General features: G+C 64.6%; 18 protein-coding genes. 10 read left to right on the top strand and 8 right to left on the bottom strand.

Annotated elements, in window-relative coordinates; translation table 11 throughout:
* Positions 1-73: 73 nt before the first annotated feature.
* The 7 genes from ACP7B7_RS08595 to ACP7B7_RS08565 form a co-directional block, all read right to left on the bottom strand.
* Positions 74-298, bottom strand: a complete 225-nt coding sequence (locus ACP7B7_RS08595) for a hypothetical protein (protein WP_426076387.1) — start codon at positions 296-298, stop codon at positions 74-76.
* Positions 299-600: 302 nt separating this feature from the next.
* Entirely contained in the window at positions 601-1,035 is a 435-nt protein-coding gene (locus ACP7B7_RS08590) for a helix-turn-helix domain-containing protein (protein ID WP_426076386.1), read from the bottom strand.
* A gap of 130 nt (positions 1,036-1,165) precedes the next feature.
* Positions 1,166-1,528, bottom strand: a complete 363-nt coding sequence (locus ACP7B7_RS08585; protein WP_426076385.1) for a type II toxin-antitoxin system HicB family antitoxin — start codon at positions 1,526-1,528, stop codon at positions 1,166-1,168.
* Complete coding sequence (locus ACP7B7_RS08580; RefSeq protein WP_426076384.1) at positions 1,525-1,701, bottom strand: type II toxin-antitoxin system HicA family toxin; 177 nt, start codon at positions 1,699-1,701, stop codon at positions 1,525-1,527. Before ACP7B7_RS08580 ends, ACP7B7_RS08585 begins: the two co-directional genes overlap by 4 nt.
* A gap of 144 nt (positions 1,702-1,845) precedes the next feature.
* Positions 1,846-2,784 (bottom strand): transglutaminase family protein, encoded by a 939-nt coding sequence (locus ACP7B7_RS08575; RefSeq protein ID WP_426076383.1) that lies wholly within the window; start codon positions 2,782-2,784, stop codon positions 1,846-1,848.
* A complete protein-coding gene (locus ACP7B7_RS08570; protein ID WP_426076382.1) occupies positions 2,781-5,369 on the bottom strand; it encodes a circularly permuted type 2 ATP-grasp protein in 2,589 nt (862 codons plus the stop codon). The genes ACP7B7_RS08575 and ACP7B7_RS08570 overlap by 4 nt, the downstream gene beginning before the upstream one ends.
* 51 nt (positions 5,370-5,420) lie before the next feature.
* A complete protein-coding gene (locus tag ACP7B7_RS08565; RefSeq protein ID WP_426076381.1) occupies positions 5,421-8,765 on the bottom strand; it encodes a DUF2126 domain-containing protein in 3,345 nt (1,114 codons plus the stop codon).
* Positions 8,766-8,770: 5 nt separating this feature from the next.
* Here ACP7B7_RS08565 and ACP7B7_RS08560 point away from each other — a divergent pair, with 5 nt between their 5' ends.
* Complete coding sequence (locus ACP7B7_RS08560; RefSeq protein WP_308920660.1) at positions 8,771-9,058, top strand: hypothetical protein; 288 nt, start codon at positions 8,771-8,773, stop codon at positions 9,056-9,058.
* Positions 9,018-9,812, top strand: a complete 795-nt coding sequence (locus ACP7B7_RS08555; protein WP_426076380.1) for a transglutaminase-like domain-containing protein — start codon at positions 9,018-9,020, stop codon at positions 9,810-9,812. The genes ACP7B7_RS08560 and ACP7B7_RS08555 overlap by 41 nt, the downstream gene beginning before the upstream one ends.
* On the opposite strand, the gene ACP7B7_RS08550 is transcribed toward ACP7B7_RS08555, so the two are convergent.
* Complete coding sequence (locus tag ACP7B7_RS08550; RefSeq protein WP_426076379.1) at positions 9,739-10,878, bottom strand: zinc-binding metallopeptidase family protein; 1,140 nt, start codon at positions 10,876-10,878, stop codon at positions 9,739-9,741. The genes ACP7B7_RS08555 and ACP7B7_RS08550 overlap by 74 nt on opposite strands.
* A 284-nt stretch (positions 10,879-11,162) precedes the next feature.
* On the opposite strand from ACP7B7_RS08550, the gene ACP7B7_RS08545 reads away from it, so the two are divergent.
* From ACP7B7_RS08545 to ACP7B7_RS08510, 8 genes are read left to right on the top strand one after another with little or no spacing between them, the layout of a single operon-like run.
* A complete protein-coding gene (locus ACP7B7_RS08545) occupies positions 11,163-12,410 on the top strand; it encodes an efflux RND transporter periplasmic adaptor subunit (RefSeq protein ID WP_426076378.1) in 1,248 nt (415 codons plus the stop codon).
* Positions 12,411-12,432: 22 nt separating this feature from the next.
* A complete protein-coding gene (locus ACP7B7_RS08540) occupies positions 12,433-13,095 on the top strand; it encodes an ABC transporter ATP-binding protein (RefSeq protein WP_308920664.1) in 663 nt (220 codons plus the stop codon).
* Positions 13,096-13,106: 11 nt separating this feature from the next.
* Positions 13,107-14,345, top strand: coding sequence for an ABC transporter permease (locus tag ACP7B7_RS08535; protein ID WP_426076377.1), 1,239 nt, complete (start codon positions 13,107-13,109; stop codon positions 14,343-14,345).
* Positions 14,345-15,541 (top strand): ABC transporter permease, encoded by a 1,197-nt coding sequence (locus ACP7B7_RS08530; protein ID WP_308920666.1) that lies wholly within the window; start codon positions 14,345-14,347, stop codon positions 15,539-15,541. Before ACP7B7_RS08535 ends, ACP7B7_RS08530 begins: the two co-directional genes overlap by 1 nt.
* Before the next feature lie 14 nt (positions 15,542-15,555).
* Positions 15,556-16,959, top strand: a complete 1,404-nt coding sequence (locus ACP7B7_RS08525; protein WP_426076376.1) for a sigma-54-dependent transcriptional regulator — start codon at positions 15,556-15,558, stop codon at positions 16,957-16,959.
* Positions 16,956-18,299 (top strand): sensor histidine kinase, encoded by a 1,344-nt coding sequence (locus ACP7B7_RS08520; protein ID WP_426076375.1) that lies wholly within the window; start codon positions 16,956-16,958, stop codon positions 18,297-18,299. The genes ACP7B7_RS08525 and ACP7B7_RS08520 overlap by 4 nt, the downstream gene beginning before the upstream one ends.
* Before the next feature lie 32 nt (positions 18,300-18,331).
* Positions 18,332-19,459, top strand: coding sequence for a catalase family peroxidase (locus ACP7B7_RS08515; protein ID WP_426076374.1), 1,128 nt, complete (start codon positions 18,332-18,334; stop codon positions 19,457-19,459).
* On the top strand, positions 19,456-19,992 hold the full coding sequence (locus tag ACP7B7_RS08510; protein ID WP_426076373.1) for a cytochrome b: 537 nt from the start codon (positions 19,456-19,458) through the stop codon (positions 19,990-19,992). Before ACP7B7_RS08515 ends, ACP7B7_RS08510 begins: the two co-directional genes overlap by 4 nt.
* Positions 19,993-19,996: the final 4 nt, after the last annotated feature.

The following is a 19,996-nucleotide window of genomic DNA, read 5'->3' as shown; positions in this document are numbered from 1 at the left end:
GCTCCCGTTCAAATTGAAACGGCAAGCATGCGGAAATCGGGATTACGCCACAAGGCTGTGGTTTATGGAGCGCTTACAGCACATCCCACTTGCGGCCCAGCAGTGCATCGGTCAGTTCGCCGGTCAGCTCATTGGCCCGGACGTACAGCCATGCCGAGCCGAGCGTGATGGCCAGCCACAGCGCCACCAGCAGCCAGGCACGCCAGCGCCGGCGCGTGCCCCAGTAAGGCGCGAACAGGTGCAGCAGGCCGGGCCGGCCGGCCGCGTCGATCGGGGAATGTCCAGGCGAGTCTCTCATGGCGGAGGTGCTTGAGAAGTGCGGCCCGCAGGTGGGCATAGCAAATGTAAAGGGGATGGCGGTGCCATGATATGCGCCTGTAAAAGTAATCTGGGTGCATGAATTATCGGCTGCTGCACTGCATCATAACGTCAATATGGAAATGTTTGCAAAGCAACAGTACAACCGTGCGCGGCGATAGAGTGCCCATGTGGCGTGAGCGTTCGCAACGCAACGATGCGGTAAAGCGATGCCACCGCAGTGCAGCATCAAGTTGCACCACCGCCAACCGTGAAGGTCTTTTCAGCAGGGCAGTGAGACGGCTATTTCTCGCTCTTGCTCACGCATTCGGCGCAAGCCGAGGCTTTTGTGGTGGCTTCGAGGCCCAGTTGCACAAGCTTCAGCAGCTCTGTTTCTATGGTGCTGCCATTTTGCAGCGACAGCAGCTTCACGGCGGAGGCCAGCGCGGGGGGAAGTTCCAGAAAATTCAGGATGAGCCCGCTTCCGGTTGGCACCGGCGGGGCGATTTGTGTCCCTCTGGCGATGGGCAACGTTCCATGAACAAGCCAGTCGGTGCTGACGTCGAGGGCCAAGGCAATCTTCTCTGCCACGTCCAGACGAAGATTGGCTTTGCCTGATTCGTAGCGATACAGTTGCGTGGGATTGATGCCCGCCAGTTCGGCCAGCTGCACTTGTGAGTGACCAAGGTTCTCGCGGCAGCTTTTAATCCGTTCAGAAACAGGGGTGTTGCCAGACATACATATTGCCTTTCAATCTACAGCGTTGGTGAATGACCGGCTGTGAGGCACCCGTCGCCGGGCTGGGAAGCACGTCCAGTCCGGCCAGCACATCGCGCGGCAAAGCCGCAAGGACGTCCGTCAAGCTTGATCAAGCTCCAAGCGCGCAAGAATTGTCACTAGCGGCCAGCGACATTTCAAGCATGTCGGCAGCCCATTGGTTCAAGCTCTTCCCGTTGGCTGCGGCAGCAAGCGCAGCTGCTTCATGGATTGCAGGATCGACACGAAGAACAAATTTCCCTGAGAAATTTTTTAGAGGTTCAATGCCTTTTTCTGCGCATGTTTTCAAAAAAACAGCTAATGAAATCGCCCCTTCACGCTGTAGACCAGCCACATCCGACGCATAGAAATCGGCGCCGCCATTGAGGCCTATGAACTCTCCCCGGAACAGTTCAATTTCAGGATCAAACGCAATGACAGCCTGATGTCCGTTGATTTTCATGACGTTGTTCATGGTGTTACTCCGTTTTCCTCAAGCCACTTGCGGATGGATGCCACCGCACCTTTGTCCATGTCTGGCGAAGGATGGGGGCGGTGCATTACCTTCACTTGTTCAAAAAGAGAGACCGTTACACGAGAGCCCTCGGCCTCGGTAATTTCCGCTCCCAGGGCTTCGAACAATGCCACTGCATCGAGCTACTTGACCCCGGCGGGCGTTGGCCTGGAAAAAATCAGTTGCAGGGTTTTTGCGTGCCTGGCTTTCATGTATTGATAGTACTAAATTTTAGTACTTCGCTCAACTATCACGTGTGGCTTTTTGTAACAAATACTTCAGCTATGCTGGTGCACAAGCGGCAGCACCGGCAACGGCGTCACCGTCACCTGCACATCGAGATCCTGGCGCCCGCCACCGAGCACGATGCCGCGCATCGGCGTGACGTCGCTGAAATCGCGGCCCCAGCCCAGGGTGATGTGTTCGTGCTGCACCAGGCAGCGGTTGGTCGGGTCGAAATCGACCCAGCCCAGGGCAGGGCAGTACACCGAGACCCAGGCGTGCGAGGCGTCGGCGCCGACCAGGCGCGGCTTGCCTTCGGGTGGGTGGGTCAGGATGTAGCCGCTGATGTAGCGCGCCGGCAGGCCGATGCTGCGCAGGCAGCCGATCATCAGCTGGGCGAAATCCTGGCACACGCCGCGCCGGCCGCGCAGCACCTGTTCCAGCGGCGTCGAAATCTCGGTGGCCTTGCTGTCGAATTCGAAGTCGTCGAAAATCCGCTGCGTCAGCTCGAGCGCCGCATCGAGCTGGGGCCGGCCCGGCGTATAGCTTTTGCGCGCGTAGGCTTCCAGTTCCGGGAACCAGTGAACGTGGGGCGACGCATACAGATAGCGGCAGGCTTCCAGGGTGGCGGCGCTTTTTTCCTTGCCCATCATGTCGCGCACGCTCTCCCATGGCAAGGTGGCGGCGATTTGCGCCAGGCTGGGGCGCGCATGCAGCAGCACCGTCGATTCGGCATGCACCAGCAGGCTGTCGTGCGGCACGGTGAGCGCCACGTGGCGGATGTGGTTGCCGAAGTAATCAAGGCCGTCCTTGCCTTCGCTGACGACCGGGTCGAGCCAGATCAGGTGCGATTCGGTCTGCTGCCAGGCAAACGAGCGCGGCGTCATGTGCAGGTATTGCTGCGACAGGGTGACCGTGCTCTGATACTGGTAGCGCGTTTCATGCACCACGCGGTAGCGGGCGCAGATGGCGGCGCCGCTCAAGCTATCGCTCATGATGTGCGCTTTCTTTGTTGGCCATTGTCGGTGTAGCTGAAAAATTGCACGCTGATGTGCTCGGACAGGGTGGCGCTGACCAGCTGGATACGGTTCAGCAGTTCGCTCAAGGTGGCGTTACCGTAGTTCAAATCGGTGCCCGGCGCCAGCGCGGTCAATTCCTCCTTCAGCGGCGCCAGCAGGTGCTCGCCGCAGGCGCCGTGGGTTTGCGCGATTTTCTCCAGCGTGCCCTGGATGCCGTCGATCTGGAACAGGATCGAGCGCGGATTGCTCTCGTCGCGCAGCAGCAGGTCCAGCACCGGCAGCCACTCGGGCTGTGCGCGGTAGCGGGCGCGGTAGGTGATGATGCTGTCGGACAGTTCGAGCAGCCATTCCAGGTTGCCGTTGCGGTCCATCGCCAGTGCGCGCTGCAGCACCTCGCACTGGAATTGCAGCCGTTCGAGGCGGCGGCCGATCGACATGAAGCGCCAGCCCAGGTCACGCGTCATGCCGTCGAGCGCAAAGCCGGCCAGCATCATCAGCGAGGCGGCGGCGTCGTCGAGGATGGTCATCGCCGCCGACTGCGACGGCCGCTCGCCGGGGTGGACCGCCGGCTGCACCATGCGGTTCAGGGCGCGCCAGTTATCGACCGAAAAACGTTCGTGCAACTGTCCCGCAACCTGGTGCAGCTGGCGCTGCTGCCGGGCCAGCCCCGGCACGGCCGGCGACACCACCGCCAGCAGCAGCGCCGATTCGATTTCGGCGTCGCTGAAGATGGCCGCCGGCGGCGCGCTGGTTTGCACCTGAGTCAGTCCGCCCATGCTCTGCGACTGGATTTGTACCGAAACCGGCGTCGGCTTCTTGGCGGCATCGAGCAGCTGGAAGTGGATGCACAAGGCTTCCACCGTGGGCCACTCGGCGCCGCGCTGGTCGAAGCGGACATTGAACAGGAAATGCAGGGCCACCCGCAGCAGGCGGCCGATATTGTCGCAGCGTTCGGCGTGGCGGCCGTACCACAGCAGGTTTTCCGCCACCCGGCTCGACAGGTTGGTGTCTTCGCGCACCAGGTTGTCGCTGGTGATGCTGCGGTGCTGCGGGCGGTGCACTTCCACCTTGGCGCGGGCCTGGACCCAGGTATCCTTGCTGGCGCCGCCCATTTGCATGGTCAGCACGCGCGCATCGGGCCCGGTGGCCACGCGGGTCAGGCCGCCCGGCATCACCACATAGCCATTCGGCGTGGCGCAGGCGAACACGCGCAGGCCGATGGCGCGCGCCTGCAAACCTGGCGTGGCGCCGCCCTTCCACACGGGCGCCTGCGACAGCCGCACCACTTCCTGGGCGATGAATTTGTCCGGACTGGCGCGCAGCCTGGCGACAAAGGCCGCGCGCGCCGCGCCGTCGAGGTCCTGGCCAAACACCGCCGATTGCGGGCGCTGTGAAAAACTGGGCTTGATCACCAGCCGGTCGAGTTTCTCGATCACGGCTTCGAGCGCCGCCGGTTCGCCGCACCACCAGGTGGCCACCGACGGCATCTTCAATGGTTCGCCCAGCAGGCGGCGCGACAGGGCCGGCAGGAAGCCGAGCAGGGCGCCCGATTCCAGCAGGCTGGAACCGAGGCTGTTGGCGACCAGCACATTGCCGCGCCTTGCCGCCTGCGTCAGGCCCGCCACGCCCAGCATCGAGCCATCCAGTTCGAGCGGATCGCAGGCTTCGTCGTCGACCCGGCGCATGATGACATGCACGCGCTGCAGGCCGGCCAGGGTTTTCAGGTAGACCACGCCGTCGCGCACGGTGAGGTCGCCGCCTTCGACCAGCGGCATGCCGAGATAGCGCGCCAGGTAGGCTTGTTCGTAATAGCTGGCGGTGCGCGGGCCGGCCGTCAGCAGCACGATCAGCGGCATGTCGCCGTCGCGCAGCGGCGCCGGCGCGTCGCCGCCGGCTGCGCACAGCCGTCCCCAGTGCACCAGGCTGTCGTGCATGGTGCGGAAGAACCGCGACAGCGGCTGCACCTTCAGCTCGCGCAGCAGGTCGGGGAAGGTGGGCGAGATGATGGCGCGGTTTTCCAGCGCATAGCCGGCGCCCGACGGCGCCTGGGTGCGGTCGGCCATCACCCACCACTTGCCATCGGGTGCGCGCGCCAGGTCCACCGCATAAAAATGCAGGGCCACGTCGTCGTGATGGGCGATATCGTGGCAAGGGCGCAGGAAGCCCGCGTGGCCGTGGATCAGCGCCGGCGGCAGCAGCCCTTCGCGCAGCATCCGCTGCTGGCCGTAGACGTCGCCGAGGATCTGGTTGAGCAGGGTGGCGCGCTGGATCACCGCCGCCTCGATGACGCTCCATTCCTCGGGCGGCAGGATCAGCGGCAGCGCGTTCAGGTCCCACGGCCGCTGGCGGCCGTCGCGGTCGGCCGGCACATTGTAGGTGACGCCGTTTTCGCGTACCTGGCGCTGCACCATCTCGTTGCGCTGGCGCATCATGCCCGGCGCTTCGAGCTCCAGGTTGGCCAGCATCGCGCGCCAGTGCGCGCGCGGCACCTTGGCCGCATCCAGCATTTCATCGTAGCTGTCGGGCGCGGCCAGGTAATGGGCAAGAAGAGAAGAGGGCATGGGCGCGCGTGATGAATGGAGGATGCGGGATTGCAGGAACGAGACAATAAGTTAATCTGCCTGCCAGCGCAAGTCCAGGGTCATCGGGAAGCTCGGATTGTGTGCCTCTTTGTGCACAGTCATCGGGCCCGGTGTGTGGCCGTGCGGCCAGAAGCGCGCAAACCGGCGTGCCTCGGCGGCGTTGGCGTTGACCGGCGAGCCCACTTCGCTGCGCCCGCCCGGATGCACCACGTGATAGGTGCAGCCACCGATCGCGCGTCCGCTCCAGGTGTCGACCAGGTCGAACGTCAGCGGTGCCTGCACGCGGATGCTCGGGTGCAGCGCCGACCATGGGCTCCACGCGCGGAAGCGCACGCCGGCCACGTATTCGCCGGGCACGCCGGTCGGATGCAGCGGCAGCATGCGGCCATTGCAGGCCACCACGTGGCGCCCGTCCGTCAGGCCGCGCACCAGCAGCTGCATGCGCTCCACCGACGAATCGACATAGCGCGCCGTGCCGCCGGCGGACACTTCCTCGCCCAGCACATTCCATGGCTCGATGGCCTGGCGCAGCTCCATTTCGACGCCCTCGTAGACGACGGTACCGAAGCGTGGGAAGCGGAACTCGATGAAGGGCTCGAACCAGTGGTCCTCGAACTGGTAGCCGGCTTCGCGCAGGTCGCGCGCGACGTCGCGGATATCCTGCGCAACAAAATGCGGCAGCATCCAGCGGTCGTGCAGCGCCGTGCCCCAGTGCACCAGCTTGGCCTGGAAGGGCTGGCGCCAGAAGCGGGCGACGAGGGCCCGCAACAGCAGCATTTGCAGCAGGCTCATGCGCTCGTGCGGCGGCATCTCGAAGGCGCGGAACTCCACCAGGCCCAGGCGGCCGGTGGGGCCGTCCGGCGAATACAGCTTGTCGATCGAGAATTCCGAACGGTGCGTATTGCCGGTCAAATCCACCAGCATATTACGCAGCAGGCGGTCGACCATCCACGGCTTGTCGCCCGGGTGCATGGTCGGCAGCACCTGGTCCATCTGCTGGAAGGCGATCGCCAGCTCGTACAGATTGTCGTCGCGCGCTTCATCGACGCGCGGCGCCTGGCTGGTCGGCCCGATAAAGGTGCCCGAGAACAGGTACGAGAGCGCCGGGTGCACCTGCCAGTAGGTGATCAGGCTTTTCAGCAGGTCGGGCCGGCGCAGCATCGGGCTGTCTTCGGCGGTAGCGCCGCCCAGGGTGGCGTGGTTGCCGCCTCCGGTGCCGGTATGGCGGCCGTCGAGCATGAATTTTTCGGTGCCCAGCCGGGTCAGGCGCGCCTCCTGGTAGAGGGTCGACATGTTGTACACCAGCTCATTCCAGCTGGCCGCCGGATGGATGTTCACTTCGATCACGCCAGGGTCGGGCGTGACGCTGAGCAGCTTGATGCGCGGATCGCGCGGCGGCGGATAGCCCTCGATCCACAGCTTCATTTTCAGCTTCGAGGCGGTGTTTTCCACCGCGGTGACCAGCGCCAGGTAATCCTCGATGCGCTTCAACGGCGGCATGAAGATATGCAGGCGGCCGGCGCGCACCTCGATGCACAGCGCGGTATGGATCACCTCGCGGGCGGCGGGGTCCCGTGGCGTGCGTGCCTTGGCGGTACTCTCGGACTTGCCTGCGGCCAGGCCCAGCACGGGACGCTTGTCTTTTTTTGCCGCCGGCAGCGCGCCGCGCGGGGCGAACGGGTCGACATCGAACTCCATGTCCGCCTCGCGTTCTTCCGGAAGCACCCAGGGCAGGGTGGCCAGCGGCAGGCGCAGGCCCATCGGCGAGTCGCCTTCGATCAGGTACAGATGCTCGCGGCGCAGCGGCCAGGCCGAGGTGCGCCAGTTGGTGCCCAGCATGATGGCCGGATCATGGTCGGCCGCCTTCAAGGGCAGCACGTAGCCGGCCACCTGGCCCAGGCCGCGTTCCAGCAGCCGCGCCAGGCGGCGCCGCTCTTCGGGCGCTTTCAGGTCGGCCTGCAAGGGGTCGAGGTTGCGCGGCAGCGCCTGTTCGCGCTGGGCCTGCAGCAGCACGTCCTCGTAGGCGGCGATGGCGCTGTTGGCGGGCAGCCGCAGCGTCTTGCTCAGTTCGGCGGCGAAGCTGGCCGCCTCGTCGCTGCCATAGCCGTCGTCGACGTGTTCATCGGAGAACAAGGTGGCGTCGAGCCACATCGGCTGACCGTCGACGCGCCAGAAGATATTGAGCGCCCAGCGCGGCAGCGGCTCGCCCGGATACCATTTGCCCTGGCCGTAGTGCAGCATGCCGCCCGGCGCAAAGTGGTTTTTCAGGCGGTGCATCAGGTTGCCGGCCAGCTCGCGCTTGTCGTCGCCGTGGGCCAGGGTGTTCCATTGCGCGCCATCCATGTCGTCGATCGACACAAACGTCGGCTCGCCGCCCTGGGTCAGGCGTACGTCCTGGCGTTTCAGGTCGGCGTCGACCTGCTGGCCCAGCTGGTCGATCTTTTGCCAGTCCGCTTCCGAATACGGTTTCGTCACGCGCGGGTCTTCGTGGATGCGAGTGACTGTCATCTCATGGTAGAACGTGACTTCGGCCTGGTCGGTATAGCCGCTGACCGGCGCCGCCGACGACGGCATGGCGGTGCAGGCGAGTGGAATATGGCCTTCGCTGGCCAGCATGCCGGAAGTGGGGTCCAGCCCGATCCAGCCGGCGCCGGGGATATACACTTCGGTCCAGGCATGCAGGTCGGTAAAATCCTCGGCCGCGCCGCTGGGGCCGTCCAGCGCCTCCTGGTCGGCGCGCAATTGAATCAGGTAGCCGGACACGAAACGCGCCGCCAGCCCCAGTTCGCGCAGGATCTGCACCAGCAGCCAGCCGGTGTCGCGGCACGAACCCGAGCGCTTTTCCAGCGTGTCTTCCGGCGCCTGCACGCCCGGCTCCATGCGCAGCAGATAGGCGATGTCCTGCTGCAGGCGCTGGTTGATGGCGACCAGGAAGTCGTTGGTCAGCATCGGCTGCGCCAGCAGGGCGGCGCGGGCCGCCGCCACCCATTCGGTCTGCAGCGGCCCCGCCGGCTCCGTGACCAGGTAGGGGCTCAGTTCCGCCGTCAGTTGCTCCGGGTAGGCAAACGGGAATTTTTCGGCATATTTTTCAACGAAGAAATCGAAGGGGTTGATGACCGTCATGTCGGCCACCAGGTCGACCGTGAAGTCGAGCACGTCGGTTTTTTCCTGGAACACGAAACGGCCGATGTAATTGCCGTATGGGTCTTGCTGCCAGTTGATGAAATGGTCCTGCGGCTGCACCGTCAGCGAGTACGACAGGATCGGTGTGCGCGCATGGGGGGCCGGGCGCAAACGTACTTCGTGCGGCGACAGGTTGACCAGACGGTCGTAGCGGTAACTGGTCTTGTGGTGCAGCGCGATACGGATAGCCATGCGGAGTGCCTTTCGATGTGGGCGCGGCCGAAGCCGGCGCGATACGCTGGAGTAAGCAGGATTCATACCTGATATTCCAGCGTAACACGCCGCACACCGCAGGCACGTTTCTTGATAAGTTTCTTGATAATACTGTCGGTGCTAAGATGCTTTGTCCTTTCGACACTCTTGCAACGCACCAAGCCGACCTGATGCATCCCGCACGGCGCACCATGATGGTGCAACCTGATCAAATAGTGAAAGCGATTCGCCATGTGGCTGCGTACTGCCTGCAAGCTGGAGTTCACCCTTGACGCTCCGACCCCGTTCATTCTGATGTTGCGTGCGCGCAGCGGCGCCCGGCAATGGGTGGCGCGCGAGGTCTACACGCTTGTGCCCAGCGTGCCGGTGGTGGAATTTACCGATATGTATGGCAATCTGTGCCAGCGCCTGGTGGCGCCGGCCGGCGAATTTGCCATCGAGACCTCGGCCGATGTGCTGACCGCCGAAGCCATCGATGTGGCGCCCGGCGCGCCGTTCGATGCCGTGCAACTGCTGCCCGACGCGGTGCTGGCCTTCCTGCTGCCCAGCCGGTATTGCGAATCAGAGCAGTTCGCCACCATGGCGGGCGAGATCGTCGCCGGCGTGGCGCCGGGATACGACCAGGTGGCCGCCATCTGCGACTGGATACGGCGCGAGGTGCGCTTCGACCCGGGCACCCTCTACGGCCATATGACGGCCACCGAGGTCAACTTGCGGCGCGAGGGCGTATGCCGCGACCTGGCCCACCTGGGCATCGCCCTGTGCCGCAGCCTGTGCATCCCGGCGCGCATGGTGGTGGGTTACCTGCATGAGCTGGCGCCGATGGACCTGCATGCCTGGTTCGAGGCCTGGGTGGGTGGCCGCTGGTATACCTTCGACCCGACGCAAGCGATTGCGCGCGGCGGCCGCGTCACGCTGGGCTTTGGACGCGACGCCGCCGACGTGGCGATCTTCAACCAGTTTGGACCGGCGTTGCCGCCGCACCGGATGCAGGTAACGGTGCAGCTGCTTGAGGACCCTGTTTGATGCCGGTCTTCTTGTACGACGTCACCACCTTGTGCACGAACGTCAACTTCTCCAGCACCGGCGTACTGAGCTTGAACGGATACGAGTCCGGCATGCCGATGCTGCGATTGAGACTGTTGAGCACGTAAGTCAGCGCGAACCAGTCGGACAGCGTATCGTCAAACGTGTCTATCTTCGTGGGCAGGGTCACGCCGTCCAGTGACGGCTCGTCGGCCTTGGCGGGCTTTAGCGACAGGCCGCAGGCGTGCGCCGTTTCCAGCGTGTCGAGCATGTGCAGGTAATGGGCCCAGGTTTCGGCCCAGTCTTCCCACGGGTGGGAACTGGCATAGCTGCTGACGAAATGCTCTTCCCAGTCGATGACCGGACCTTCGTTGTAGTGACGCTGCAGCGCTTCGCCGTAATCGGCGCGCTCGTCGCCAAACAGCGCGCGGAAGCCGTCGATCCACTGGCTGTCGACTACCAGCCGGTCGAAATAATAATGCCCGCTTTCGTGGCGGAAGTGTCCCAGCAGGGTACGGTAGCGCTCATGCATCTGTTCGCGCGTGCGTTCGCGCTCGGCCGGATCGGCTTCGGCGATATTGAGCGTGATCAGCCCGTCGTCATGGCCCGTCATCACGCACTGATCCGTCACGCCATCCTCCAGGAACTGGAAGGCCAGGCCGGTATCCGGCGCATCCTCTTTCGAGTCCGGCGTCAGGTTCAGCGCGGCCAGTGAAAACAGCAGCCGGCGCTTGGCCGTTTCCAGGCGCGACCACAGGACGAGGTTCTTCTCCGACGACAGCGCCGGAATCACCGTCGTGAACTGGCACGATTCGCACAGTTCATGCGGATCGTCGGCGGGGATCATCCAGTTGCACACATTGTGTTCCACATAATTGCTGCACTGCTTGTACAGCTTGCCCGCGTCCCGGGTGTTCAGGCTGCGCCACAGGCCATTCTCGGCCGGCTCGTAGCTGTTAATGGTGCGCAAAGCGGGCTCGTAGCCCAGCATGCTGTCGCAGTTGGAGCAGTGGGTATTTTCAAAAAAGACCTGTTGTGAACACTTGTCGCAATGAAACGTTTTCATGGGGCACCGGTTGAGAAGGGTTGAGGATGGCGTGGGCATGACAATCTAACAGCAAAGTCGTGGCTGCGATGGGTGTGTAGGACAATCGCCCGCAATCGTGCGCGGGGTGGTCTGCACACTGTCTGTTTCCGGACACCCGTGCCCGGAGCCGGGCAAATCAAGGCCCTTGAGCGGCTGCCGCTTGCGGCGCCAACTGGTTGATTTGATTGATTTTTCCCAGCGTCGCAAGCTATGGCATGAAGATTGCAAAAGAGCCTGCATACTCCACTCGCCCACGCCTCTACATGGATCTCGCCCTCGACCCCGGCATCATCAAACGCCGCCAGCGCCACAAGGCGCTGGCCATCGCCGCGCTGCTGGGCATGCTGTGCCTGGCCGCGTGGGGCATCAACCGGGTGGTCGGTCCCAGCGTGGATGTGGCTGGCCTGATGCTGGCGCAGGTGCGGGTCGGCGATATTGCCAATACCATCAATGCGTCCGGCATCGTGATTCCGGTGCACGAGGAACTGGTGTCGAGTCCGATCCAGACCCATGTGGCCAAGGTGCATGCCAAGCTGGGCCAGCAGGTGCGGGCCGGCGAGTTGCTGCTGGAGCTCGACGAGCGCGCCGTGGCGCTGGTCATCGACAGCATCCGGGAGCAGCTGGCGCAGCAGGAAAACCGCATCGCCGCGCTGACGCTGGAGCTGTCGCAGAAGCGCAAGCAGACGGCCAGCGCGATCGAACTGCTGCAGCTCGACCTGGAGGCGGCGCTCGTGCGGCTGGCCCGCTCGCAGACCCTGCGCAAGGCGGGCGGCGTGTCGGCCGAGGATTTGCTGACGGCCGAGCTGAACGTGCGGCGCATCGAGATCCTGCTGCGCCAGCAGCGCGAACAGATCGACGACAACCAGCGCGTCACCTCGATCAATATCGAAGGCGCGCGGCTGCAAAAGAACATCCTGCAAAAGCAGCTGGCGCAGCAGCAGCAGCTGTTCGAGCAGACCCGCGTGCGCGCGCCGTTTGCCGGCATGCTGACGCAGCTGATGGCCGAGGAGGGCGCCAGCGTCGGCAACGGCCAGCTGGTGGCCAAGGTGTCCGAATTGAACAATTACAAGGTCGAGGCCTCGCTGTCCGATTATCATGCGCGCGCGCTCGGCGCCGGCCAGGCGGTGCTGGTGGAGCAGGGCGGCGTCAAGCTGGCCGGCCGGGTGCAAACCATCTTGCCGGAGATCCAGAACGGCACCGTCAAGCTGCTGGTCACGCTGGCCGAGCCGAACCATCCCATGCTGCGCAACAAGCTGCGGGTCGAGGTCAACATCGTCACCGAGCAAAAGAGCCATGCCTTGCTGGCCGATGCCGGCCCGGCGTTCAATGGCCGTGGACCGCAAGACATCTTCGTGGTGCGCGACGGCGTGGCCCGCAAGACGACGCTCAATATCGGCGCCAGCGACGGCAAGAGCGTCGAGATACTGTCCGGCGCGCGCGCCGGCGAGCGTCTCATCATTTCAGATACCAGCCGCTACAAGGACCGCGACAGCGTCCGCGTGGCCGAATAACCGTTAAAAAGAAAGGTGTAACATGATCCGCCTGGAAAAAGTCAGCAAGACCTACCGGACCGACAAGGTCGAAACCCTGGCACTGAAAGACATCGACCTGCATGTGGCGAAAGCCGAGTTCGTCTGCATCATGGGGCCCAGCGGCTGTGGCAAGAGCACGCTGCTCAATCTGATCGGCCTGCTCGACCATCCGGGCAGCGGCGCGATCACGGTGGGCGGTGCGCCGGTGGCCTCGTACAAGGACAAATATGTGGCCAGGCTGCGCAACAACACCTTCGGCTTCATCTTCCAGAGCTTTCATCTGATTAATGATTTGCGCGTGATCGACAATGTCGAGCTGCCGCTGCTGTACCGTGACATGTCGGCCAAGAAGCGCCAGCGGCTGGCGCGCGAGGCGCTGGAAAAAGTCGGCCTGGGCGCGCGCATGGACCATTACCCGAACCAGTTGTCGGGTGGCCAGCAGCAGCGGGTGGCGATCGCCCGCGCCATCGTCGGTCAGCCGCAGGTCTTGCTGGCCGACGAACCGACCGGCAACCTCGACAGCAAGATGGGCCAGGAGGTGATGGACATCCTGCTCAAGCTGAACAGCGAGGGCACTACCGTCGTGATGGTCACCCACAACGAGCAGGAAGCGCGGCTGGCCGGGCGCGTGGTGCGCGTGTTCGACGGCCAACTGGTCGCCTGAGGAGAGACGGCATGTTCAGGAATTATATGCTGACGGCGTGGAAGGTTTTTCTGCGCCGCAAAATGTTCACCGCCATCAACCTGCTGTGCATCGTGCTCACGCTGGTGGTGCTGATGGTGGTCGCGGCGCTGCTGCAAAACACGTTTTGTCCGACCGGCGTGGAAGGCAAGAGCGCGCGTTTCGTACAGATGGTGATGGTGGAATCGAGCCATACCGACAAGGGCGCTCGCCGCCGCGGCACGCTGGGCTACAAGATGATCGCGCAATACCTGAAACCACTCAAGGGCGTCGAAGCCGTGTCGGTGTTCAGCTTTCCGCAAGCGGTGTCGGTGTACCAGGCCGATCGCGTCAGCGACCGCCAGATGCGCCTGACCGACGCCGAATACTGGAAGATCCTCGATTTCGCGCTGGTGTCGGGCCGCACCATCAATGCCGACGATGTCGAGCAGGGCCGCATGGTGGCGGTGATCAACCAATCGACGGCGCGCCAGCTGTTTCCGGGCCAGACCTGGCTGGGCCAGAAATTCAACGCCAACGGACAGATCTTCAGCGTGGTCGGCGTGGTGCGGGACGAGATGCACATCAACGCCTATTCCGACATCTGGGTGCCGCTGACCAGCGCGCCGTCGAGCGACTACAAGGACAAGCTGTTCGGCATGTTCAGCACCATGATCCTGGCCTACCGGGCCGAGGATCTGCCAGCCATCAAGCACCAGATCGTCGAGGTGGCAAAAACCGTGCAGTATCCCGACCCCAACCAGTTCAACACCACGCGCTTCTGGGGCGATTCCAAACTGCAGCTGTTCGCCCGTACCTTGCTCGCCGACCAGACCGAGGAGGGTGGCGCCGGCAAGCTGCTGGCCATCATCGTCACCCTGATGGTGCTGTTCATGATGCTGCCGGCGCTGAACCTGGTCAACCTGAACGTGGGCCGCATCATGGAGCGCAGCAGCGAAATCGGCGTGCGCAAGGCGTTTGGCGCCACCAGCGCCCAACTGGTGGCGCAACTGGTGCTGGAAAACGTGTTGCTGTGCCTGGTTGGCGGTGCCATCGGCCTGGTCTGCGCGGCCGGCGCGCTGTGGTGGCTGGAAAGCTCGGGCCTGATTCCGTATCTGAAAGTTCACCTGAACTTCGCCGTGTTTGGCTACGGCCTGTTGATCACGCTGGTGTTCGGCGTGCTGTCGGGCCTGATCCCGGCCTTGAAAATGGCCCGCCTCGACCCGGTCCACGCCCTGAAAGGAACTGCCTGATGTTGCGCCATCTGTTGAAGCTGATCTGGAAACGAAAATCCCGCAACCTGATGCTGAGCCTGGAAATCCTGCTGGCCTTTCTGGTGGTGTTCGCCATCGCCGCCTTCGGCCTGCGCCACTACCAGCTATACCAGTTGCCAACCGGGCACGAATGGCGCAATCAGTGGTCGGTGAGCATGCGCGCGGCCAAGGAGTTGCCGAATGACGCCGCCATCTTCGACAACCTCCGGCGCAGCCTGCTCGATTTGCCCGAGGTGGAGTCGGTCGCCTTCAGCTGGTTCGGCACGTACGAGATGTCGCGCTGGACCGAGGAGTACACGCTGCCGGATGGCAGCAGCCAGATCACGATCGATGGCCTGGGCGTGTCCGACGATTATTTCAGGACCATGGACATGAAGCTGGCCGCCGGGCGCTGGTTTTCCAGGGCGGACGACGGCGCCGACGCCACGCCGGTCGTCATCAACCAGCTTGTGGCCGACAAACTGTTTCCGGGCAAGAATCCGATTGGCCAGCTGTACATCACGAAACAGGAAGGCAAGGAAGCCCCGAAGCGCTACCGCGTGACCGGCGTGGTGGCGCAGTTCCGCCCCCAGGGCGAACTGCAGGAGCCGGTCTACCTGATGCTGCCGCGCTGGATACCGGGCGTGGGCAAGGACACGGTCAACAACATCATGCTCAAGCTGCGCCCGGGCACGCCGCGTACGTTTGAAACCCGGCTCAATGCGCGTCTGAAGCAGGTGCGCGGCGACTGGAACTATATCGTCACGCCGCTGCCCGATGGCCGCAAGTCGATGCTCGGCACGCAGATGATACCGTTGACGATACTGTCGGTGATCGCCGCCTTTCTGCTGGTGATGGTGGCCTTCGGCCTGTTCGGCGTGCTGTGGCAAAACACCACGCAGCGCATTCCGGAGATCGGCCTGCGCCGTGCGCTGGGCGCCAGTGCCGGCGATGTCTACCGCCAGATCATCGCCGAGCAGATGCTGCTCAGTTCGGGCGCGATGGCCGTGGCGCTGTTGCTGCTGGTGCAACTGCCGCTGACCGGCGTATTCGGCGAGAACCTCGACTGGACGGTATTTTTCATGGCCAGTGCGCTATCGGCAGGCGTGATCTATCTGCTATCCTTGCTCTGTTCGCTATACCCGGGCTGGCGCGCCGCGCGCCTGAGCCCGACCCAGGCGCTGCACTATGAATAAGGCGGTTTGAATCGATGGAACTATCGCGTAAGGAGCGTCCGCGCATCCTCGTCGTCGACGACGACACGGCGGTGCAGGTCTCGCTGGCGCTGCTGCTCAAGCAGTCCGGCTACGATGCCGTGTGCTGCGACGAGCCGGCCCAGGCGCTGGCGCTGGTGGCGCGGCAGGCGCCGGACCTGGTGTTGCAGGACATGAATTTTTCGCTGCACACCAGCGGCGAGGAGGGGCTGGCGCTGCTGACCGCCATCAAGCAGTGCCGGCCCGATCTGCCGGTGCTGCTGATGACGGCCTGGGGTTCGATCGCGCTGGCGGTGCGCGGCGTGCAGGCCGGCGCCGCCAATTTCTTCACCAAGCCGTGGGACAATACCCAGCTCGCCGAACTGATCCGCGCCACGCTGGAGACCAGCGGGCCGGCGCCCCTGGCCAACCCGTCGCGCCAGGCGCTCGACGCGCAGTGCGATTTCAGCGCTATCGTCGGCGAACATCCGCGCCTGCTCAAAGTGCTGGCCACCATCGCCCAGGTGGCCGCCACCAGGGCGCCGGTGCTGATCCTGGGCGAAAGCGGCAGCGGCAAGGAGCTGATCGCCGACGCCATCCACCGCAACAGCCCGCGCGCCGGCCAGCCCATCGTCAAGATCAACATGGGCGCCATCACGCCGTCGCTGTTCGAGAGCGAAATGTTCGGCCACGTGCGCGGCGCCTTCACCGACGCCAAAACCGACCGCAAGGGCCATGTCGCCAGCGCGCACGGCGGCACCTTGTTCCTCGACGAGATCGGCGAATTGCACCGCGCCGACCAGGTCAAGCTGCTGCGCGTGCTGCAGGACCAGACCTACCAGGCGGTCGGCGCCAGCCGCACCGAGCAGGCCGATATCCGCGTGGTGTCGGCCACCAACCGCGAGCTGGCCGAACTGGTGGCCGGCGGCGACTTCCGCGAAGACCTGTTTTATCGCCTGAACCTGATTACCATACGGCTGCCGCCGCTGCGCGAGCGGCGCAGCGACATCCCCTTGCTGGCACGCCATATCATCGCCGAGGTGGCGCGTGGCTACGGACTGGGCACGGCCACCATCGCGCCAGCCGCGCTCGACTGGCTGAGCGCGCAGCCATGGCCCGGCAATATCCGCCAGCTCAAGCAAACGCTGGAACGCACGCTGCTGCTGGTCGGACGCAGCGAACTGCGCCAGACCGATTTTGTCGACGCCGAGCAGCATGAGCATGGCGGCGCGTCCGGCAGGCGCCTGGGCGTCGACGGCATGACGCTGGAACAGGTCGAGCGCCACATGATCGGTCACGCGCTCGACCAGCACCAGGGCAATATCACGCGCGTGGCCAAGTCGCTGGGCTTGAGCCGCACGGCGCTGTACCGGCGCCTGGAACGCCATGGCCTCGGCGGCACCGACGGCGACGCCGCATGAGCTTGCGCTGGCGCCTGTACACCTATCTGTTCGCGGCGCACCTGCTGTTCGTGGCGCTGAGCGTGTTCCTGTTGCGCGCCACGCCGCTGCCGATGCTGGCCGTGGAGGCGCTGTTGCTGCTCAGCCTGGCACTGGGCGTGCGCCTGGTCGGCCGCGCGCTCGAACCGCTCGGCTACACGCGCCACTTCCACGACCTGCTGCAAGACCAGCATTACGCGGCGCGGCTGCAGGCCAGCGGCGATGGCGAGCTCAATGAACTGGTGCAGCTGTTCAACACCATGCTGGGCGCGCTATACCAGGAGCGCTTGCAGATCGGCGAACAGCAGGGTTTTCTCGACCGCCTGCTCGAAGCGACCCCCGGCGCGGTGGTGGTGTTCGACTTCGACGGCCGTATCAGCCTGCTGAACGCCAGCGCCCAGGCGTTGCTGGGACTGGGGCCGGAAGCGAAGGGGCGGGCGCTGACGGCTGGCGCGCGGCAGGGCAGGCATGCATTGCTGGCACAGCTCGACGCGCTGCCGCTCGGCGACAGCCAGTTGCTGAGCGACGCCGACGGGCGCCGCTACCGCAGCCAGCGCGGCCGGTTTTACGACCGTGGTTTCGCGCGGCACTTTTTGCTGGTCGAGGAACTGACCCAGGAACTGGAAAGTTCCGAGAAGGCCACGTACGACAAGCTGATCCGCGTGCTGGCGCACGAGGTCAACAACACCGTGGCGGCCACCGGCTCGGTGCTCGATTCGCTGCTGTATTACCGTGGCCAGCTCACCGAGCGCGACGGCGACGACTTCGGCACGGCGATTGCCGCCGTCAAGCGCCGCAATACCAGCCTGGGCGAATTCATCGAACGCTTCACGCGCGTGGTCAAGATGCCGGCACCGGAGCCCAGGCCGGTCGCGGTGCGCGAGATCATGGACGACATTCTGTACCTGTACCGCGAACCTTGCCGCAGCCGCGGCATCACGATCGGCTGGCGGCGTTGCGACGCGGTGCCAGCCATCGCACTGGACCGCCATCTGATGGAGCAGGCGCTGCTGAACGTCGTCAAGAACGCGATGGAGGCGGTCGAGCAGGCCGGCCCGGCGGCCGCTTTCATCTGGTTCGAGCTGGCGGCCGAGGCCCATGGGGTGCGCCTGTCGATCATCGACTCCGGCAACCTGCCGGGCGATTTGCCGGCGCGGCAGTTGTTCATGCCGTTTTTCACCACCAAGAAAGGCGGCCAGGGCATCGGCCTGCTGTTCGTGCGCGAGGTGCTGACGCGCCATGGCTTTGCGTATCGGCTGGCCGCCACCGGCCAGGGCACGACCAGTTTCGATATCTGGCTGCAGGGCGCCGGCAGGGTTTGACTGTCAAATCGCACGGTTTTGCCGGACGCGCTATGATCGCTGTCACCAGCCATCGAACCCACGAAAGCCAGACCGACATGCCCAACCCGACTTCACGCCGCGGCTCCCTGCTGCTGCTGTTACCGATCGCCCTGATCCTGCTGGCCCTCGCCGCGCTGTTCGCGTGGGTCGGCGGCTGGTTCGGCAACCACCGGCTGACGCCGCAAAAAATGATGGACTTGGCCCAGTCGTCTGGCCAGCAACAGCCGGGTTTCCGGCGTGCGCACAGCAAGGGCGTCTGCTTTGCCGGCACCTTTGCGCCGACGCCGGAAGCGGCGGGCCTGTCCAAGGCGCGCGCGTTCTCGCAGCCGTCGATTGCCGTCATCGGCCGCTTTTCCGCACCCTCGAATAATCCTTATGCGCCCGACAGCGCTTCGCCGGTGCGCGGCATGGCGATGCAGCTGAAGACCGACGACGGCCAGGAATGGCGCATCGCCATGAACAGTTTTCCCTTCTTTGCCGCCGCCACGCCGCAGGCATTCCAGGCGATGAACGAGGCCGGCAAGCCCGATCCGGCGACCGGCAAGCCCGACCCGGACAAGATGAAAGCCGTGCTGGCCGCGCATCCCGAGATCGCCGCGTTCCAGGCGTGGGCGAAAACCGCGCCCCGGTCCGACAGCCTGGGCAGCACCCGTTTCAATGGCGTCAACGCGTTTCGCCTGACGGACGCAAACGGTGTCGACCGCATGGTGCGCTGGTCAATGCGCCCGCGCACCGCCTTCGTGGCGATGAGCCCCGAGCAGCTGAAGGCGGCCGATGCGAATTTCCTGATAGCCGACCTGGACCAGCGCCTGGCCGCCGGCCCGCTGGTGTGGGACATGGTGGTGCAAATCGCCGAACCTGGCGATCCGGTCACCGATCCTTCGAAGGCCTGGCCCGACACGCGCAAGGAGGCCACCATCGGCACCTTGACGTTGGCGCATGCCGAGCCGCAGGCGAGCGGTCCTTGCCGCGACCTCAATTTCGACCCCTTGATACTGCCGGTGGGCATCGCCGGCAGCGACGATCCCATCCTGCAGGCCCGCTCGGCCGCGTACTCGGTGTCGTTCAACCGCCGCGAGCGCGAAATCAGTGCCGGCAAGTCCGCCTATCCTGCAGTCCAGAACGGGAGCGCCAAATGAATCGTCCACGCCACTTCAATCTGCTGGCCCGCGTGCTGCACTGGGCCATGGCGCTGGCCATTCTCGCCATGCTGTTTGTCGGCGCCGGCATGGTCGTCTCGCTGCAGTACCGCGCCCAGCTGCTGGACCTGCATCGTCCGCTCGGCATTGCGATCCTGCTGCTGGCCGTCGTGCGACTGGTCAACCGCCTGACCCGCCCGACGCCGGCGCTGCCGGCCGACCTGCCGGCGATCCAGAAATTCGCCGCGCACGCGTCGCACTGGCTGTTGTATGGCCTGATGCTGGCGATGCCGCTGATCGGCTGGGCCATGCTGTCGGCCGGCGGCTATCCGATCCCGCTGTTCGGCGGCGTCCACCTGCCGGCCATCGTGCCGCACAGCCCCGAGGTGTACGGCATGCTGCGCCCCCTGCATGGCGTGCTGGCGTATGTGCTGTTCGCCACCATTCTGGGTCACCTGGGCGCGGCGCTGTTTCACGCCTGGGTGCGGCGCGACGAGGTATTCGGCCAGATGGCCAGGGGCGAGCAAGAATAAATGT

The organism is Janthinobacterium sp. PSPC3-1, assembly GCF_049896105.1.
Lineage (GTDB): Bacteria > Pseudomonadota > Gammaproteobacteria > Burkholderiales > Burkholderiaceae_D > Janthinobacterium.
This window is presented reverse-complemented; position numbering and strand designations above follow the sequence as displayed.

Excerpts from the sequence above, each read along its gene's own strand:
- ACP7B7_RS08595 (WP_426076387.1), bottom strand. The coding sequence starts at position 298 with ATGAGAGACTCGCCTGGACATTCCCCGATCGACGCGGCCGGCCGGCCC.
- ACP7B7_RS08590 (WP_426076386.1), bottom strand. The coding sequence starts at position 1,035 with ATGTCTGGCAACACCCCTGTTTCTGAACGGATTAAAAGCTGCCGCGAG.
- ACP7B7_RS08585 (WP_426076385.1), bottom strand. The coding sequence starts at position 1,528 with ATGAACAACGTCATGAAAATCAACGGACATCAGGCTGTCATTGCGTTT.
- ACP7B7_RS08575 (WP_426076383.1), bottom strand. The coding sequence starts at position 2,784 with ATGAGCGATAGCTTGAGCGGCGCCGCCATCTGCGCCCGCTACCGCGTG.
- ACP7B7_RS08570 (WP_426076382.1), bottom strand. The coding sequence starts at position 5,369 with ATGCCCTCTTCTCTTCTTGCCCATTACCTGGCCGCGCCCGACAGCTAC.
- ACP7B7_RS08565 (WP_426076381.1), bottom strand. The coding sequence starts at position 8,765 with ATGGCTATCCGTATCGCGCTGCACCACAAGACCAGTTACCGCTACGAC.
- ACP7B7_RS08555 (WP_426076380.1), top strand. The coding sequence starts at position 9,018 with ATGTGGCTGCGTACTGCCTGCAAGCTGGAGTTCACCCTTGACGCTCCG.
- ACP7B7_RS08550 (WP_426076379.1), bottom strand. The coding sequence starts at position 10,878 with ATGAAAACGTTTCATTGCGACAAGTGTTCACAACAGGTCTTTTTTGAA.
- ACP7B7_RS08545 (WP_426076378.1), top strand. The coding sequence starts at position 11,163 with ATGGATCTCGCCCTCGACCCCGGCATCATCAAACGCCGCCAGCGCCAC.
- ACP7B7_RS08540 (WP_308920664.1), top strand. The coding sequence starts at position 12,433 with ATGATCCGCCTGGAAAAAGTCAGCAAGACCTACCGGACCGACAAGGTC.
- ACP7B7_RS08535 (WP_426076377.1), top strand. The coding sequence starts at position 13,107 with ATGTTCAGGAATTATATGCTGACGGCGTGGAAGGTTTTTCTGCGCCGC.
- ACP7B7_RS08530 (WP_308920666.1), top strand. The coding sequence starts at position 14,345 with ATGTTGCGCCATCTGTTGAAGCTGATCTGGAAACGAAAATCCCGCAAC.
- ACP7B7_RS08525 (WP_426076376.1), top strand. The coding sequence starts at position 15,556 with ATGGAACTATCGCGTAAGGAGCGTCCGCGCATCCTCGTCGTCGACGAC.
- ACP7B7_RS08520 (WP_426076375.1), top strand. The coding sequence starts at position 16,956 with ATGAGCTTGCGCTGGCGCCTGTACACCTATCTGTTCGCGGCGCACCTG.
- ACP7B7_RS08515 (WP_426076374.1), top strand. The coding sequence starts at position 18,332 with ATGATCGCTGTCACCAGCCATCGAACCCACGAAAGCCAGACCGACATG.
- ACP7B7_RS08510 (WP_426076373.1), top strand. The coding sequence starts at position 19,456 with ATGAATCGTCCACGCCACTTCAATCTGCTGGCCCGCGTGCTGCACTGG.